At 66.2% G+C, this 16,909-nt stretch carries 14 protein-coding genes; 10 read left to right on the forward strand and 4 right to left on the reverse strand.

Features of this window, described 5'->3' with window-relative positions:
• Window positions 1–59: 59 nt before the first annotated feature.
• Window positions 60–1,598, reverse strand: coding sequence for an acyltransferase (locus tag MP11Mi_RS09425; protein ID WP_420038679.1), 1,539 nt, complete (start codon window positions 1,596–1,598; stop codon window positions 60–62).
• Window positions 1,599–1,808: 210 nt separating this feature from the next.
• Here MP11Mi_RS09425 and MP11Mi_RS09430 point away from each other — a divergent pair, with 210 nt between their 5' ends.
• A complete protein-coding gene (locus MP11Mi_RS09430) occupies window positions 1,809–2,849 on the forward strand; it encodes an alpha/beta hydrolase (protein ID WP_420038680.1) in 1,041 nt (346 codons plus the stop codon).
• A 31-nt stretch (window positions 2,850–2,880) separates the two neighbouring features.
• Here MP11Mi_RS09430 and kstR read toward each other — a convergent pair whose 3' ends face one another.
• The gene (gene kstR / locus MP11Mi_RS09435; RefSeq protein ID WP_420038681.1) at window positions 2,881–3,537 is read right to left on the reverse strand and encodes a cholesterol catabolism transcriptional regulator KstR; all 657 of its coding nucleotides are present in this window, start codon (window positions 3,535–3,537) and stop codon (window positions 2,881–2,883) included.
• Window positions 3,538–3,663: 126 nt separating this feature from the next.
• Here kstR and MP11Mi_RS09440 point away from each other — a divergent pair, with 126 nt between their 5' ends.
• The 9 genes from MP11Mi_RS09440 to MP11Mi_RS09480 all read left to right on the forward strand — a co-directional run bounded on the left by MP11Mi_RS09440 (window position 3,664) and on the right by MP11Mi_RS09480 (window position 13,390).
• Window positions 3,664–5,808, forward strand: coding sequence for an acyl-CoA dehydrogenase (locus tag MP11Mi_RS09440; protein WP_420038682.1), 2,145 nt, complete (start codon window positions 3,664–3,666; stop codon window positions 5,806–5,808).
• A 71-nt stretch (window positions 5,809–5,879) separates the two neighbouring features.
• A complete protein-coding gene (locus tag MP11Mi_RS09445) occupies window positions 5,880–6,875 on the forward strand; it encodes an acyl-CoA dehydrogenase family protein (RefSeq protein WP_420038683.1) in 996 nt (331 codons plus the stop codon).
• Window positions 6,866–8,017, forward strand: coding sequence for an acyl-CoA dehydrogenase family protein (locus tag MP11Mi_RS09450; RefSeq protein ID WP_420038684.1), 1,152 nt, complete (start codon window positions 6,866–6,868; stop codon window positions 8,015–8,017). Before MP11Mi_RS09445 ends, MP11Mi_RS09450 begins: the two co-directional genes overlap by 10 nt.
• Before the next feature lie 13 nt (window positions 8,018–8,030).
• Window positions 8,031–9,113, forward strand: a complete 1,083-nt coding sequence (locus tag MP11Mi_RS09455; protein ID WP_420042060.1) for a bifunctional MaoC family dehydratase N-terminal/OB-fold nucleic acid binding domain-containing protein — start codon at window positions 8,031–8,033, stop codon at window positions 9,111–9,113.
• 11 nt (window positions 9,114–9,124) lie between these two features.
• Window positions 9,125–9,529, forward strand: coding sequence for a MaoC family dehydratase (locus MP11Mi_RS09460; RefSeq protein ID WP_420042061.1), 405 nt, complete (start codon window positions 9,125–9,127; stop codon window positions 9,527–9,529).
• Complete coding sequence (locus MP11Mi_RS09465) at window positions 9,529–10,707, forward strand: lipid-transfer protein (protein ID WP_420038685.1); 1,179 nt, start codon at window positions 9,529–9,531, stop codon at window positions 10,705–10,707. Before MP11Mi_RS09460 ends, MP11Mi_RS09465 begins: the two co-directional genes overlap by 1 nt.
• A gap of 37 nt (window positions 10,708–10,744) precedes the next feature.
• The gene (locus MP11Mi_RS09470; RefSeq protein WP_420038686.1) at window positions 10,745–12,373 is read left to right on the forward strand and encodes an AMP-binding protein; all 1,629 of its coding nucleotides are present in this window, start codon (window positions 10,745–10,747) and stop codon (window positions 12,371–12,373) included.
• Between the two features lie 79 nt (window positions 12,374–12,452).
• Window positions 12,453–12,941, forward strand: coding sequence for a DUF732 domain-containing protein (locus tag MP11Mi_RS09475; protein ID WP_420038687.1), 489 nt, complete (start codon window positions 12,453–12,455; stop codon window positions 12,939–12,941).
• Between the two features lie 80 nt (window positions 12,942–13,021).
• Complete coding sequence (locus MP11Mi_RS09480) at window positions 13,022–13,390, forward strand: DUF732 domain-containing protein (protein WP_420038688.1); 369 nt, start codon at window positions 13,022–13,024, stop codon at window positions 13,388–13,390.
• On the opposite strand, the gene MP11Mi_RS09485 is transcribed toward MP11Mi_RS09480, so the two are convergent.
• Together MP11Mi_RS09485 and MP11Mi_RS09490 are read right to left on the reverse strand one after the other, a co-directional pair.
• Window positions 13,387–14,994, reverse strand: a complete 1,608-nt coding sequence (locus MP11Mi_RS09485; RefSeq protein WP_420038689.1) for an ABC-F family ATP-binding cassette domain-containing protein — start codon at window positions 14,992–14,994, stop codon at window positions 13,387–13,389. The two genes, MP11Mi_RS09480 and MP11Mi_RS09485, sit on opposite strands and share 4 nt — an antisense overlap.
• A 244-nt stretch (window positions 14,995–15,238) precedes the next feature.
• Window positions 15,239–16,849, reverse strand: coding sequence for a VWA domain-containing protein (locus MP11Mi_RS09490; RefSeq protein ID WP_420038690.1), 1,611 nt, complete (start codon window positions 16,847–16,849; stop codon window positions 15,239–15,241).
• Window positions 16,850–16,909: the final 60 nt, after the last annotated feature.

A 16,909-nucleotide genomic window follows, 5' to 3' on the forward strand; every position in this document is an offset into this window, starting at 1 on the left:
GGACCACTAAGTGGAACAGATCGGCGGACGGAGCGTCTTCTGGTCGAGGTGTGTGGCCGTCAGACCCGCGGACCGCGATCCGACGTCCCCGCCTCCGCGTCCTGCTCGACCGGCGCATCGGTCACCGGGTCGTCGAGTTCGTTGACTTGCGACGGGGCGTCCGAAGCGCGAGCCGCTGCGATATCGGCAGCACGTTGCTCGCGTGTCTCCGACAGTTGGCGGTAAGCGACAACCGCCGCCGACAAGAGGAGTAGTGCGCCGATCGCAGCGATGAGCGAGCCGATCGACGTATTGCCCCAGAACCGCAGGGCGAGGCCGAACGCGATGCCGCCCGCGGCTACGAGGGCCGACTCGAACGGACGCTGCTGACGCCAGTCCTCACGCTCACGGCCTGTCGTGATGAGACTGACTGGGCTTCGACGCAACGTCTCCACCAGCGCCACCGTCAGGATGATGGTGATCAGATAGGTAAAGAAGATCATCCAGAACTGGCTGAGGTCGATCCACTGACGTGTCGTGCTCATGACCTCCGACAGCACGAAGACGTGCGCGAGATAGATGCCGTACGACCGGTCCGAGCCCTTGCGCAGGATCGTGTCCGGAACCGAACCCGGCGTCCGGCGCGACTGCCAGACAGTGCCGAGAATGTACAGAATGCAGATGATCGACAGCAGCGCGAAAACGTTGTGCAGCATGAAAACGTTCGTCGCACGGAACATCTCCTCGGTGCCCGCGGCCGGATCTTCCATACCGGTCGCGATGTTCGCCTTGCGGGCGAAGTAGACCAGCGTGGTGATGATCGTCGCGAGACCCGCGCCAACGATGAACCAGCGCCACCGCTTCATGAAACCGGTGAACGCCTCGAAGTGGTAGGCGGCCAGACAGCCCGCGAAGATGAAGAACTGGTACGGCAGGATCGTGACCGGCAAATAGCGCCACAGCGCACCCAGGACGCCTGACTCGAACAATGCCGTCGGGGCACCGCGCACCATCTGGTACATGAACCACGCTTGGACGAGTGCGCTCAGTGCCAGCAGATAACGGTGGTAGCCCCACGTTCGCTTCATCATCCACAGGACAGCCGGGAACACCAGGTAGATCTGCATACTCACCGACATGAAGTACAGGTGGTATGCGGCATGTCCGGTGATGAGGTCGTAACCGATGCTCTTCAATGCGAGTCCGACGTCGTGGGCACTGGAAAAGATTCCGGTGACCGCGTCGACCCCGCCGGAGTCGTAGTGCCCCTTCAGCCAATAGAACAGCGACCAGACCAGGAACGGCAGGCCGATCAGTTTGTACCGCTTGCGCCAGAACGTCGGAGCGTGAAGGTCGCGGTTCCGGTATTGGTACGTCAGCACGAAGCCGGTGAGCGCAAAGAAGCAGTAGCGCGTGTAGCGGAGCATCAGCCCGACACCCTGCGCGATGACCGCCGTGTAAGGGACCATGCCCAAGATCACGTGGTCGAGAATCACTCCGGCGAATGTGACCAGTCGGACGAAGTCGATCTGATAGAGGTGCCGGTCCTTCTTGGCGGGCTTGGCCTGTACCGGGGTCTCGACCTTCTCTTCGGTGAGGTCGCCTGCTTTATCTGACATAGGTGTAGCGGTCCGTCTCGTCCTTCGGGGGCGCGCGCGGGCGCGTTTGATGACTGTAGGCAGGCTACTCGCCCACCGTGTGACTTCATGCATCGCAATGGTCGGACGGCGTCGTGTTGCCCGGTTTGGGGTGCTGCTTCCGATTCCCGAATCAGGTCCGAACGCGCTAGACTGCTGTGGCAGTTGTTTCTAAAGAGACTGATGGGGTTAATGATGCGAGTGTCTGTCGTGCGTGGGGTCGCCGCACTCTCTGTTGCCGTCGCGGCATGCTCTGGAGCGGGCACCGCGTTCGCCGAGCCGGCGTCGACGACGCCGCGTATCCCGGCGACGGCGCAACTGCCGTCCCGCATCATCTCGACCACCGCCGTCACGCCTCGCGAGGCACTCCTTGAGGTGTACTCGGCGTCGATGGGGCGGAACATCTCGCTCACCGTGCTGCGTCCGGACGATCGGACGCGTCCCGCCCCGGTCCTGTATCTCCTCAACGGAGCGGGTGGTGGCGAAGACTCGGCCACGTGGAAGGCGAAGACCGACTACAAGGCGTTCTTCGCCGACAAGCACGTCAACGTCGTCACGCCCAACAGTGGTGCGTTCTCGTATTACACCGACTGGCAGAAGGACGATCCGGTGCTCGGGCGCAACAAGTGGCAGACGTTCCTCACGACCGAACTGCCGCCGCTCGTCGACAAGGCGTTCGACACCACCGGCGCCAACGCCATCGCGGGCATCTCGATGGCGGGAACCTCAGTGTTCAATCTCGCGATCGCCGCACCCGACCTCTACCGCTCCGTCGCGGCGTACAGCGGGTGCGCTCGCACCAGCGATCCGCTGGGGCAGGCGTACATCCGGACCGTGGTCGGTGACCGTGGCCGCGGCGACATCACCAACATGTGGGGTCCGCTCGACGGTCCGGGCTGGAAAGCGAACGACCCATACCTGCACGCCGACAAGCTCAAAGGCGTCAAGGTCTACATGACCAGCGGCACCGGCCTGCCCGGACGGTACGACGTGCCGAGCGCGCGTCTGATCAACGGCGATCCGGCTGTGCTCCTCGATCAGGTCCTCATGGGAGGGGCGATCGAAGGCGTGGTCAACAGCTGCACGCAGCAGATGAGGCAGGCACTCGACAAGGCGGGCGTCGACTCGACGGTCACCACGCGACCGACCGGGACGCACTCCTGGGAGTACTGGCAGCGCGACCTGCACACGACGTGGCCGTCCATCGCCAAGGACCTCAACGCGCCTGCTTGACGCTCGCCTGCTTGAGGCTCTTCGGCGTCGTCTACTTGTCGAGGAGGAGGCGGACGGTCAGCTCCATCCGGTTCGTGACGTCGGTCGCCGAGACTCGGCGGGTGAGCCATTGGACGAGGTTCGACATCCACACGTCCGAGATGACCCGAGCGATGGCCAAATCCTGTTCCGACGGCTCGCCGGGGTCTGACGGTTCGAGGATCGCGCCTGCGAGGAGTCGGTCGATCGTGACGGCGACTCGGTCGACCTCTACGGTCGCCGACGCGTCGGCGAACATGAACGCGCGCGTCATGGCCTCAGTCAACAACGGGTCCCGCTGCATCGCGAACGTGATCATGTTGAGGACATGACGTAGTCGTTCCATCGAGTCGTCACCCGGCAGCTGGGTTCGATCGACGCGACCCTCGACGCGCTCGAGCTCGCGCGCCAAGGCGGTCACCAGAAGGTGGACCTTGGACGGGAAGTAGCGGTAGAGCGTTCCGACGGCCACGTCTGCCTTCTCTGCGACAGCACGCATCTGAACCGCGTCGTAGCCGCCTTTGGATGCGAGCGCGAGTGTCGCATCGAGAATTCGACGGCGCCGTTCCCGCTGGGCGGCCGATCCGACCTCGGCGCCCGACGTCGGGGTGGCGGCGGGCGGGGGCGCTGGTGCGTCAGTCTCGCTCGTGGTGCTGGCCGGACCTGCCATGCGCGGCGTCCTCCTCGGATGTCGGGTGGCCGCTGGTTGGCAGCGGCACTTGGATGGTGTACACCCTAGGTGTCATTAGAACAGGTTCTAATTGGCTGCATCAACAGAAACGCAGAGGAAACGCCCGTGACAATCGCCACCTCATCCGACCAGCTTGCTGTGTACGACAGTGTAACCGAGTGGGCGAGAGCGAAATCGGTGGTCGACGCGGTGCGGGCCGACGTAGACGGTGCGGGCCCGTCCTGGCGTGCGCTCTTCGCCGAGCTCGGCGAACTCGGCATCTTCGCGGCCGCCATCGACGACTCTCGCGGCGGCGCAGGCGGAACCTTCGTCGACGTCGCGGTGATGGTGGAGGCCTGCGGTGCGTCGCTCGTGCCGGGTCCGCTCGCGGCGTCCGTCGCCGCGGCGTATGCCGCAGCCAAGCAGGAGTCGCCCCACGCGTCGTCGCTGCTCGCGGGCGAACGACCGGCAGTCGCTCCGGCGGCCGCGATCGCCTCGGGACAACCGTTGACGATGGTCGACGGCGTCGTCGACCTCGGGCCGGTGCCCGGGTGGGTGGACGACGGGTGGGTCGCGGTGCCGCTCGCCGCTGACGACGGCGGCCCGCGCTGGTGCCTGATCGACGCCGCGACGGTGACGGCCGACGTCGCCGAGATGGTCGGCCCGCTCGACGGCACCGCTGTCCCGCGTCGAGTGCGGTTGTCCGGCGTCGACGCCGCGACCGTCGTCGAACTGGTCGACGGCGAGGCATTCGTCGCGGTTCTCACACTCGGCATCGCCGCCTATCAGGCCGGAGTGGCACGCCATGCGCTCGACGTCGCGGTCGACTATGCGAAGGTGCGGACCCAGTTCGGCGCTCCGATCGGATCGTTCCAGGCGATCAAGCAGATCTGTGCAGACATGCTGTGCCGCAGCGAACAGCTTGCCGCCGCCACCTGGGACTTGGCGTCGGCGCTCGACTCCGCTGACCGCGAACAGGTGCGACTGAGCCGTCTCGCGGCGGCCGTCCTCGTCGCCGACCTTGCTCCCGCCAATACGAAGGACGCGATTCAGGTTCTCGGCGGCATCGGCTTCACCTTCGAGCACGACGCCCACCTCTACCTGCGGTCCGCGCTGGCCGCGCGCATGATCCTCGGGCAGGGGAAGACAGCGCGGACCGAGCTGGCGCAGCTGGGACGCGCCGGTGCGCGCCGCGAATTCTCGCTGGACCTCGGCTCAGTGGAATCGCGTCGCGCGGAGATCGCGGCGGCCGCGCGCGAGGTGGCCGCCGCCCCCGAGGCGGAGAAGCGGTCGGCCCTCGCGCGCACCGGACTGCTGGCCCCCCACTGGCCGGAGCCCTACGGGCTCGGTGCGGGGCCGGCCCTTCAGCTGCTGATCGACGCCGAACTCGACAGTGTCGGCGTCGTCCGGCCCGACCTCGTCATCGCCGGGTGGGCGTTGCCCACGATCCTCGAACACGGCACGGACGCACAGCGTGAGAAGTTCGTTGCGCCGACGCTGGCAGGCGACATCCGCTGGTGTCAGCTCTTCAGCGAGCCCGAAGCCGGATCGGACCTCGCGTCGTTGCGCACCAAGGCGGTGCGGACCGATGGCGGCTGGCTGCTCTCCGGCCAGAAGATCTGGACGTCGGAGGCGCACATGTCGCAATGGGCGGTGTGCCTGGCGCGCACCGACTCCGACGTGCCCAAGCACAAGGGCATCACCTACTTCCTCGTCGACATGGCAGCCGAGGGTATCGACATCCGGCCACTGCGCGAACTGACCGGGCGCGCGATGTTCAATGAGGTATTCCTCGACGGGGTCTTCGTGCCAGACGAGATGGTCGTCGGTGAGATCAACGGCGGGTGGCGACTGGCCCGAACGACGCTCGCCAACGAACGCGTCGCCATGGGCGGATCCGGGCTCGGCAAGGAGGTCGACGCACTGCTGTCGCAGATCGACGGCGTCGAGCTCGACGACGATCAGGCTCGGCTCCTCGGCGGGATCGTCGCCGACGCACACATCGGTCGCGTGCTGGATGCGCGCGCCGTCGTGCAACGCCTGTCGGGCACCGATCCCGGCGCCACATCGAGCGTCCGGAAGCTGATCGGTGTGGTTCATCGGCAAGCCGTTCCGGAGTTCGCGACCGACCTGCTTGGCGTCGAAGCGCTTGCGGCGACCCCGGCGACGGAGTTCCTTCTGCTCAACCGCTGCCTGTCAATCGCCGGCGGTACCACGCAGATTCTCAAGAACGCGGCGGCTGAACGGATTCTAGGTCTGCCGCGAGGCTGATCCAGTGACCAGCAGCACTGTCGATCTGATACAAATAGAACAAGTTCTAGTTATTCAGATTGGAGGCACGGGTGGATTTCACCCTGGACCCCGCGGCTGCGGCCGTAGGCGAGGCTGCTGACGAGGTCGTACGACGTCTCGAACCCGATTGGGAGAGCAGATTCGCGGGAAGCGGATATGACGAGGACGCATGGCGCGCGTTCCAGGAGGCCGGCTTCGTCGCGATGCCATTGCCGGAGGCCGACGGCGGTGACGACCTCGACGTCGACTCGTTGCGCCCGCTGGTCACCCGGGCCGGACGCGACGCAGTCGTCACGCCGCTGCTCGGCACACTCGCCGCCGGACTGGTCGTGCGTTCCGATGTCGGTTCGGTCGCGGTCGCGATCGGCGAACCAGGTTCGGCGCTCGGCGACCCGCAGACGACCACACTGTCCGACGGCGTCGTCACCGGTGTCAAGACCGGCGTCCTGCACGCCGACACGGCGGACACTCTCCTCGTCACGACCGACCGCGGCGTCGCGGTCGTGGCCGCAGACGTCGACGGTGTGCAGATCGCCCGGACCACGTCGTCGTCCGGGTGGGGCGAATGCTCGGTCCGCTTCGACGGCGCCCGCGCCGATCGAGTCCTCGCCGACGACGTGCCACGTCTCGTCGACGTCTACCGCTCGCTGCTCGCCGCGTACGCGTCCGGTCTGCTCGCGGGCGCCATCGCGCGCACCGCCGACCACGTCAGCACACGACACCAATTCGGAAAGCCGATCGCCGCCTTCCAAGCCGTCGGACAGCAGCTCGCCGATGTCTACGTGGTGTCGGCGACGCTCGACCTGATCGCGACCGCGGCCGCGTGGGAGCTTGCGCAGGGACGTGACGCGGCGACGGACCTCGCCACCGCGGCCTACACCGTCGCTGCCGAACTGCCCGCCACGATGCGGACCATGACACACCTGCACGGCGGGATCGGTGTCGACGTGACGTACCCGCTGCACCGCTACTTCTCCATCGCCAAAGACCTCGCCCGACTGGTCGGCGGCGCAGACCGCGCTCTAGGAGTGCTCGCATGTTCATAGCGCTCACTGACGACCAGCTCGCGCTCCGCGACGAGCTGCGCACCTATTTCTCGACCCTCATCAGCGACGATGACGCTCGGACCATGAGGACCGAACGCCACGGACCCACGTACCGCAAGGTGATCAAGCAGATGGGCACCGACGGATGGCTCGGGGTCGGCTGGCCGAGCGAATTCGGTGGCCGCGGCTTCGGCGAGATCGAACAGCAGATCTTCACCAACGAAGCGGTCCGGGCAGACGTGCCGCTCCCGTCAGTCACCCTGCAGACCGTCGGCCCGACCCTGCAGAAGTACGGGACCGCCGAACAGAAGGACATGTTCCTGCCGCGGATCCTGGCAGGTGACGTGCACTTCGCGATCGGCTACACCGAGCCGGACGCCGGAACCGACCTGGCCTCGCTGACGACGAAGGCCGTGCTCGACGAGACCGGCGAGAACTACATCGTCGACGGACAGAAGATCTTCACCACCGGCGGCCACGACGCCGACTACATCTGGCTCGCGTGCCGGACCGATCCGGACCTGCCCAAGCACAAGGGGATCACGATCCTCATCCTCGACACTCGTGATCCAGGCTTCTCCTGGACGCCAATCATCACCGCGGACGGCGCCCACCACGTGAACGCCACCTACTACAGCGGGGTCAAGGTCCCGGTATCGATGCGGGTAGGCGACGAGGGCGACGGCTGGAAGCTGATCACCACCCAGCTGAACCACGAGCGGGTCATGCTCGGCCCGTCGGGCCGGATCAGCGGGATCTCAGACAAGGTCCGCGAGTGGGCGCAGGCCCACGATGTCGACAACGAACCGGACGTACGTCGGACCCTCGCGAAGATCGACGCCTACGAACGCCTCAACGAACTGCTCAACTGGCAGGTCGCCTCCAGCGGAGAGATCTCGATGGCGTCGGCGGCCGCCACCAAAGTGTTCTCCACCGAGCGCGTCCAGACCATCCACCGAATGGTCGACGACATCGTCGGCCGTTACGGCGACTTCACCGATCCGGCGACCGCCGACCTCGCCGACTGGCTCGACATGATGGCCAAGCGCAACGCGGTCATCACCTTCGGCGGCGGCGTCAACGAGGTGATGCGAGACATGATCGGCACCGCCGGGCTCGGCTTGCCGCGAGTGAAGAGGTGACCCCGTGACGAATGTGACTGTGACGAATGCGAGCACGACCGCGTTCGGGACGATCACTCCCGATTCGACGGACGACGAGATCCGCGCTGCGGCCGACGCCATCAAAGCGGCAGGCGCGAGCGCACCCACCACGGGGCGCGACCCGATCAACCGGCCGATGATCCACAACTGGGTCGAGGCGATGGGCGATACGAATCCGATCTACGTCGACGACGACGCAGCGCGCGCCGCCGGACACGACGGGGTCGTCGCACCGCCAGCCATGGCTCAGGTGTGGACGATGCGCGGGCTCCGCGGAGCCCGCACCGACGATGATCCGTTGGGGCAGGCGACCGCGCTCTTCGATGCCGCAGGCTACACGTCCGTCGTCGCCACGAACTGTGACACCGTCTACCACCGATACGTCTCGCCTGGCGACGAGGTGACCCTGTCGGCCGAGCTCATCGACATCGTCGGCCCCAAGCACACCGCGCTCGGCGACGGGTGGTTCTTCACCACGAAGAACACGTGGCGGCTGGCGAACGGGGCGGAAGGAAAGGCGGGGGCAAAGGGCGAATCTGGAGGAACGAGCGGCGAGATCGTCGCGGAGATGAACTTCCGGATCCTCAAGTTCGCGCCCGATACGGCGAAAGCCGCGAACCCCCGGCCCGACCTCGACCCCGCGAAGCTGATCCGCCCGACCACCTCGCGGGACACCGAGTTCTTCTGGGCCGGTGTTGCCGACCACGAACTCCGCATCCAGGAACTCGAGGACGGCTCGCTGCGGCATCCGCCGATCCCCGCCACCTGGAAGCCGCGCGGCGACGACGGCGAGTTCGGTACCACCGACTACCGCGTCGCGTCTGGTCGCGGAACGGTGTACAGCCACGTCGTCCACCATGCGCCGAAGGTGCCCGGACGGTCGTTGCCGTTCGTGGTCGCCCTCGTTGAACTCGACGAGGGCGTCCGCATGCTCGGTGAGCTGCGCGGCGTCGACCCCGCAGACGTGCGGATCGGGCTGCGGGTCGATGTCGAGTTCCTTGACTTCCCGGCAGACGGTGACAATCCCGCGTGGACGTTGTACGCATTCATGCCGAGCGAAGGAGGCGACCGGTGAGCGAACCGACGATGATGGTGGGTGCAACGCTCACCCCCTTGAGGATCGACGCGACCCCGACGTTCGTAGTGTCGACGGCGATCGCCACGCGCGACTTCCAAGACGTTCACCACGACCGGGACCTCGCGCATCAGAAGGGGTCCAAGGACATCTTCGTCAACATCCTCAGCGACACCGGTCTGGTGGAGCGTTTCGTCACCGACTGGGCGGGGCCGAAGGCGAAGATCGCATCGATCGCGTTGAAACTCGGTGTGCCGTGGTACGCCTACGACACGTTGACGTTCACCGGCGAGGTCACCGAGATCGAATCCGCCGGCGCAGACGGCGACCGGGTGACGGTGGCCGTGATCGGCACCAACTCGCTCGGTAAGCACGTCATCTCCACTGTCGTCTTCACCAGGAAAGAGGACGCGTGATGACTGACCGCACGTTGTCGGGGAAAGCGTCGATCGTTGGGATCGGCGCGACCGACTTCTCCAAGAACTCGGGCCGCAGCGAACTGCGTCTGGCAGCCGAATCCATCACCGCCGCACTCGACGACGCCGGGCTCACCGCGTCGGACGTCGACGGCCTCGTCACGTTCACCATGGACACCAACATGGAGATCGCCGTCGCCCGTGCTGTCGGGATCCCGCACCTCACCTATTTCTCCCGTATCCACTACGGCGGCGGGGCAGCGTGCTCGACGGTGCAACAGGCGGCGATGGCCGTCGCGACCGGGGTCTGCGACGTCGCGGTGGCCTACCGTGCGTTCAACGAGCGGTCGGGCAACAGGTTCGGGCAGGTCAACGCGGCGGTCGCCAACCAGGAGAACTCATCGGGCACCGACAACGCGTTCTCCTATCCGCACGGTCTGTCGACACCGGCCGCGTTCGTCGCGATGACCGCCACCCGCTATATGCACGAGTACGGCGCGACCAGTGAAGATTTCGGTCGGATCGCGGTCGTCGACCGCAAGCACGCGGCCGTCAACCCGAAGGCGTTCTTCCACGGGAAGCCCATCACGTTGGAGGACCACCAGAACTCGCGTTACATCGCCGAACCGCTGCACCTTCTCGACTGCTGCCAGGAGTCCGACGGCGGTGTGGCTATCGTCGTCGTCTCGGCTGAACGCGCCAAGGACCTGCGTCGGGCACCGGTGTCGATCGCCGGCGCCGCGGCGGGAAGCGGAAGCGACCAGTTCATGATGACCAGCTACTACCGAGACGACCTGCCCGCTCTCGAAGAGATGGGCCTCGTCGGCCGCCAACTGTGGGAGCAGTCGGGCCTGGGCCCGGACGACATGGATCTGGCCGTCCTCTACGACCACTTCACCCCGTACACGCTCATCCAATTGGAAGAGCTCGGCTTCTGCGGCCGCGGCGAAGCCAAGGACTTCGTGTCCGAGCCTGGCGCGCTCGAAGTGGGCGGGCGGCTGCCGTTGAACACCCACGGCGGACAGCTCGGCGAGGCCTACATCCACGGGATGAATGGCATCGCCGAAGCCGTGCGTCAGCTCCGCGGCGACTCCGTCAACCAGGTCGACGGAGCATCGAAAGCAATCGTCACCGCAGGAACCGGCGTTCCGACGTCGGGCCTCGTCCTCACCCTCTGACCCCATACCTCCCCGCCACCATCAAGGAGACACCGAGATGAAGTTCAACCTCGCCGACGTGTTCGAGACCGTCGCCGACTCCGTGCCCGAACGCGTCGTTCTCAGCTACGAGGGAACCAACTACACGTATGCGCAGATGGACGCCCTCACCACGCAGGTCGGCCACATGTTCGCGACGCATGGGATCGGTCTCGATGACCATGTCGCGCTGTTCCTCAAGAACAGCGTCGAGCACGTCACCAGTCTGCTCGGGCTCATCAAAGTGCGGGCCGCCCCGATCAACGTCAACTACCGGTACACCGATGCCGAGCTCGAATACATCTTTGAGAACTCGGATTCGTCGGCGATCGTCGTGGAACTGCCCGAACACCAGAAGGCTGTCGCCCGGCTGTTGCCGAAGCTCCCTTCGGTGAAGACCGTCTTCGTGATCGGTGACCTCGACGAGGAACTGTCGGCGACGGCCGCGGCCCTCGACGGCGGTCGACGGGTCGAGATCGTCGACTTCGCCGAGCACACGAGCGCTTCGACGGTGCGCGACTTCGAGCCGCGCACCGGCGAGGAGCGGTACGTCCTCTACACGGGCGGCACGACGGGCTATCCGAAGGGCGTCGTGTGGCGTCACGATGACTTCTTCCGAAAGCCGATCTCCGGTGGCAATCCGTACGGGGACCCGCGCGAAGACCTCGACGAGATCACGCGCGAGGTGAAGAACTTCCCGTCGATCGCGGCGCTCATCGCGGCGCCCCTCATGCATGGTGCTGCGTCGTACCTGCTGTTCACGTTCATCGCGCTCGGCAGCCGCCTGATCGTGGAGCGCGACTTCGATGCCAAACAGATCATCGAGAACATCCCGCGCGATCAGACGCAGATCATTCTGATCGTCGGCGACGCGATGGGCATCCCACTGGTCGAGGAGTTGGAGAAGCAGAAGGACACCACCGACATGTCGTCACTGTTCTCGATCACCTCGGGCGGCGCGATCTGGAGCAAGAGCGTTCGCGACCGGATGCTGGCGGTGAAGCCAGACCTGCTGATGCGCGACAACTTCGGTGCGTCGGAGTCGGGTAACGACGGCGAGATCATGATGGACGAGAACGGCAATCTGTCGGTTCCGCCGTCCGACAAGATGATGGTCGTCGACGAGCGCTTCAACGAGATCACCACGCCGAACGAGCCGGGCCTCATCGCTCGCGTCGGCAACGTCCCGGTCGGTTACTACAAGGACCCGGAGAAGTCGGCGCGCACCTTCCCGACGCTGCCCGACGGCCGTCGGATCTCGGTGCTCGGCGATATGGGCTACGTGACCGAAGACAAGCACATCGTGTTCCTCGGTCGAGGCAGTCAATGCATCAACTCGGGCGGCGAGAAGGTGTACGCCGAAGAGGTCGAGGCTGCGCTGCACGGACATCCTGCGATCGGCGACGCACTCGTCGTGCCAGTCCCCGACGAGCGGTACGGACAGCGAGTCGGCGCCGTCGCCAGCCTCAAAGAGGGGGCGGTCGAGCCGTCGTTGGCGGAGCTCCAGGAGCACTGCCGGGAGACGATCGCCGGTTACAAGGTGCCGCGGAGCGTCGTGTTCGTCGACGAGGTGAAGCGCACGCCCGCGGGCAAGGCCGACTATAAGTGGGCGAAGTCGGCGGCTGCCGCGACCGTTGAGACGGTGTGATCAACCGACCGACCGACGGCGGACCCCGCTCGTTCTACGATGTACCCCGTACATCTCCTGAATGGACGGGGTCCTTCCCATGCGTATCCGTGCTGTAGGCGGCTCCGGTCTTGCCGCCGTCGCCATGACCCTGTCCGTCATCGCCCTGTGTGCGATGACCCTGTCCGGGTGTTCGACGGTCGACGGAACACCGACCGTTGCTGAGTCCGAGCGGGCAGGCATGTCGACGTCGACGTCATCGACGGAGAGCCAGGACGTCCCGTCGGGCGATTCCCCGGGGAGCAGTTCGACGACCAGCATCGATGAGACGTCGTCGCCGGACAGCAGCTCAAGTGAAGGGATCTATCTGAAGGTCGTCCGGCAGGGCGACTCCTTCGCGGGCACGAGCGACAGAGAGCTGATCGCGGCGGGTGAGCAGGCATGCTCGGATCTGCGTTCGGGCAAGAAGTTCCTCGATGTTGTTGACGACGTCGAACTCGCCAAGGGCGACGTCACGAAGGGGGCTCGCCTCGTCGGCGGTGCGGTCGGCGCGTTGTGCCCCGATCAGACGAGCAAGATCAGCAGCTAGACACGATCAGCAGTGAGCGCGCCGACCAGAGGGGTCGTTCAGTTTAGAGTGGGATGACCTTCCCAGATCGGAGTCCCACCATGCGGTTACGCATCGTGCTCGTCGCCCCACTCGTCGCGGGTATCGCCCTTCTGTCCGTTGCATGCGGGTCTGACTCGGATACTAATTCGACGCGACGGCAGGCCTACTTGTCGGCGGTGAAGCTGAGCGGCGTCACGTTCGCCGACGACGACCAAGCGATCTCGGTCGGCCGCAAGATCTGCGAAGACGTCAAGAGCGGGACGAGCGTGTCCGACGCCGCGAAGAGTGTGAGTCAGGCGTCCAACATCGGGCAGGGCACCGCAGTCGTCGGTGCCGCGATCGGCTCGCTGTGTCCGGGTGCGGCGAGCAAGATGCTGCCGGACTCGTCGGACCTGCCGACCATGCCGAGCATCGATCTGCCGGGCTAAAGTTCGGGGCATTGCCGCATCGACCCGTTCGAATCCAATTCGAGGACGGTGTCGATGCCGATCCGCTGCAGGAACGGATAGTCGTGGCTGACGACGACGAGCGCCCCGCGATAGGCGTCGAGTGCCTGGGTAAGCTGCTGGACACTCGCGACGTCCAAGTTGTTGGTCGGCTCATCAAGGATGAGCAGTTGCGTCGGTGGTTCCGCGAACAACAGGGTGGCGAGGGACACTCGGAAGCGTTCGCCGCCGGAGAGCGTGGACACCGGACGGTCGACGGCCGCTCCGCGGATCAGCAGCCGCGCGAGACGGTTCCGGATGTCGCCCGGGTCGGCGCCGGGTGCGACGGCCTGCACATTGGCGAGAGCACTCGCTGCGTCGTCGAGACCGTCGAGTCGTTGGGGAAGATAGCCGTAGGAGTCGGTGAGGAGTCGTCCGGACGCACGGCCGGTGACCGGGTCGGTGCCCGTCACGAGCTGCGCCAGCAGGGTCGACTTTCCTGAGCCGTTCGGCCCGACGACCGCGACGCGTTCCGGACCTTGCACGACGACGTCGCCGTGCGCCGTCGTGAACTCGAGGAGACGTCGGCTGCGCGGTAGGTCGGGCGCGGGCAGGTCGAGGCTGATGTGGTCGTCGTCGCGGATACGGGCGTCGGCGGCGTCGACTGCCGACTGTGCTGCGTCGACCTTGCCGTCGAGAGTTCCGCGCAGGGATCCCGCCGACTCCTGTGCGCGGCGTTTACGTGCTCCGGCGAGAATCTTGGGCAGCCCGCCGTCGGCCTGTGCCTTCTTTCCTGCGCGGGCACGGTGGGCGAGCCGCGTCTCGGCGTCGACGCGTTGTCGTTTCTCGGCGTTCAACGTCTGTTGGGCGGTCCGTGCTGCTTGGACGGCGGCCGACTGCTCGGCGTCGACGGATTCGCGCCAGGCGCTGTACGGTCCGCCGAAAGTCGCGATCGAACCGCCGTACAGTTCGGCGGTCACGTCCATATGCTCGAGGAGTTCGAGGTCGTGGCTGACGACGATCAGGGTACCGGGCCACTCGTCGACGAGGTCCGCGAGTTTGGCCCGCGTGACTCGGTCCAGGTTGTTGGTCGGCTCGTCGAGCAGGGTGATCGGGGTGCGGCGCAGCGACAAGCCGGTGACGGCGAGGAGGATCGCCTCCCCGCCCGAGACGTCGGCGACGCTCCGATCGAGGTGTTCGGCGGAGAATCCGATCCGGTCGAGGGCCGCTGCGACCCGGGACTCGACGTCCCAGTCGTCGCCGACAGTCTCGAAGTGGGCTTCATCGACGTCACCGGATTCGATCGCGCGCAGGGCGGCGAGCACACGGTCCACCCCGAGAAGTTCGGCGATGTCGGTGCCTGCGTTCAGCGTGAGGGTCTGCGGCAGGTAGCCAACGTCGCCCACGGTGTCGATGCGGCCGCTAGTCGGAGCGAGGACGCCAGCGATAAGCCGCAGGAGCGTCGACTTGCCCGAACCGTTCCGGCCGACGAGACCGGTGCGTCCCTCGGTGAACGCGCCGTCGACGTGCGCGAGAGCGACTGCGCCGTCGGGCCAAGTGAACGAGACGTCGCGCAGGGTGACGGGGGAGTGCGTGGGAGTGAGCATGTGGCGGCGACATTACCGAGGCGTCCGATGACACGCATCCGATTTTCCGGTCGTCGTGTTCAGCGCCGAACGTCCGAACAGATATCTGGCCGCCGTGTACGACTCGCTCTGACCGGGTCAGCATCACTGCGCGCTTGCCCCGGAAAACTACTTCGGCACTTTCTTTCGGCCGTACGCCGAAAGAAAGTGCCGAAGTGCATTCACGCCGCGTGTGTGACGGGCGGAGACCCAGGTGCCGGGGGTCTCACGCGTCTTGCACGCGAAACGACACGGCCTTGAGGAGAATGTCCCCGATGTCCTTGGGATCGTGGGCGACGAACGAACTGCCGCCGGTGGCGTCCGAGATTCGCTTGAGCGCCGTCGCATCGGCGTCGTCGGAGATTCCGACGGTAATGATCGGGATGCGCCGCGCCGGGTTCTTCATGATGTTCAACTCGGAGACGAGCTGATTGAGCGTGATGCTGTGCGCCACCTCGTTGCGACCGTCGGTCATCAGGATCACGCTGTTCGAGTAGGCGGGATCGTAGGTGTCGTAGACCTTCTTGAAGGCGGCCAACGTGGTGTCGTACAGACCGGTGCCGCCGCGCAGGTTCTTCAGGCTGGAGTCGATGGCCTTGCCGAGGACATCGCGATTGAGGACGCCGTCAGTCGTGGCCATGATCGGCGCGATCGGCGCGACCTCGCGGTAGGGGACGCCCGGACCGCCGCGGTCGATGCTGAACTCCCAATAGCCGAGCGCGGTGTTCTTGGGAAACTCGGCCAGGCCGTAGACGGAGGCATCGCGCAAGAGTTGTGCACGTGAGCGTCCGCCCGCATCGCGGCGCATCGATCCGGATACGTCCTGCACGACGAGGGCTCGGATCGGGCGGGTCAGCGCCGCCCACTTGCGCTCGATGTTGTCGATGAACGCACGCTCGGGCGCCTCGATCATGGTGACGTCGCCGACCCCCTGGCCGTCGCCGAGCGGCGACCCGCCCGCCGGTCGGATATGGTGCGCCGCTCGAATCCGGCCGCCTTCGTCGGTCTTCGCCGTTTCGGCGAGCGCACCGATCGCGGCATTGGAGTTGACCGCTCGGGCCGGGGCCGCGACGTTCGCGATGCGGTAGTCGAGAGCGACGGTGCCGGTCTGCGGGACGGCCGCGTCCAGCGGCGAGTGGGACTCGCCCGCGGTGAACCCGGCATACGCCTGCTCGGAGACGAGTGCGAGCGACGGAGCATCGTCGTCGGCCATCTTCTTCAGGTCGGGTGCCCCGTCCTCGTCGTTCATGCGCAACGCGCGACCGGTCAGCGTCTGAATCAACTCGGTGTGGGTCATCGATCCCTTAGACATCTCGGCGAGCGCACCGACGACCGCGGCATTGCTGACATCGCTGGCGCCAGGCGGGTCGACGCGAAGCGCGGGCATCGAGAGGACCGTCGACCATGACGGGAGGTCCGGCAGATCACGTCCCGCGACGACGATCGGCGACGTTCCGATCGACGGTCCGATGCCCGTCCACGAGCGGCCGAGGGCCGTCCCGACCTGACGGATGCGCGACTGTGATTCGGCGACCCAGATGTCAGGGACCGCGTCACCGCCGAGCCGGTCGCTGACATGGCTGGCCGGCACCGCCGCCACGGTGAAGTCGAAGCAGGACGTGCTCTCGGCCTGGTCGGCGAGTTCGGTCACGTAGTCGGCGAGGTCACCTTCGGCGATGACCGACACGGGCTGGATCTCGCCGCATTTGGACCGGGTGTTGTCCCAGACGACATAAGTGCCGACCGCCAGGACCGCGACGAGTGCGACGGACAGACCGACCCGCAGCCCGGTGCGGCGCGGTGCGCCGCCGTCGGTGATGTTGCCGTGTCGACCCATCGAGGGCGCCTCCTTGCGAGAATGTCGTAATCGCGAAGAAGGCTAGCGCACGGACGTGAG

It is taken from the genome of Gordonia abscondita, assembly GCF_032711245.1.
Taxonomy (GTDB): domain Bacteria; phylum Actinomycetota; class Actinomycetes; order Mycobacteriales; family Mycobacteriaceae; genus Gordonia.

Bases quoted from the DNA above. Each gene is read 5' to 3' on its own strand.
- MP11Mi_RS09425 (WP_420038679.1), bottom strand. From the start codon at position 1,598: ATGTCAGATAAAGCAGGCGACCTCACCGAAGAGAAGGTCGAGACCCCG.
- MP11Mi_RS09430 (WP_420038680.1), top strand. From the start codon at position 1,809: ATGATGCGAGTGTCTGTCGTGCGTGGGGTCGCCGCACTCTCTGTTGCC.
- kstR (WP_420038681.1), bottom strand. From the start codon at position 3,537: ATGGCAGGTCCGGCCAGCACCACGAGCGAGACTGACGCACCAGCGCCC.
- MP11Mi_RS09450 (WP_420038684.1), top strand. From the start codon at position 6,866: ATGTTCATAGCGCTCACTGACGACCAGCTCGCGCTCCGCGACGAGCTG.
- MP11Mi_RS09460 (WP_420042061.1), top strand. From the start codon at position 9,125: ATGATGGTGGGTGCAACGCTCACCCCCTTGAGGATCGACGCGACCCCG.
- MP11Mi_RS09465 (WP_420038685.1), top strand. From the start codon at position 9,529: ATGACTGACCGCACGTTGTCGGGGAAAGCGTCGATCGTTGGGATCGGC.
- MP11Mi_RS09470 (WP_420038686.1), top strand. From the start codon at position 10,745: ATGAAGTTCAACCTCGCCGACGTGTTCGAGACCGTCGCCGACTCCGTG.
- MP11Mi_RS09475 (WP_420038687.1), top strand. From the start codon at position 12,453: ATGCGTATCCGTGCTGTAGGCGGCTCCGGTCTTGCCGCCGTCGCCATG.
- MP11Mi_RS09480 (WP_420038688.1), top strand. From the start codon at position 13,022: ATGCGGTTACGCATCGTGCTCGTCGCCCCACTCGTCGCGGGTATCGCC.
- MP11Mi_RS09485 (WP_420038689.1), bottom strand. From the start codon at position 14,994: ATGCTCACTCCCACGCACTCCCCCGTCACCCTGCGCGACGTCTCGTTC.
- MP11Mi_RS09490 (WP_420038690.1), bottom strand. From the start codon at position 16,849: ATGGGTCGACACGGCAACATCACCGACGGCGGCGCACCGCGCCGCACC.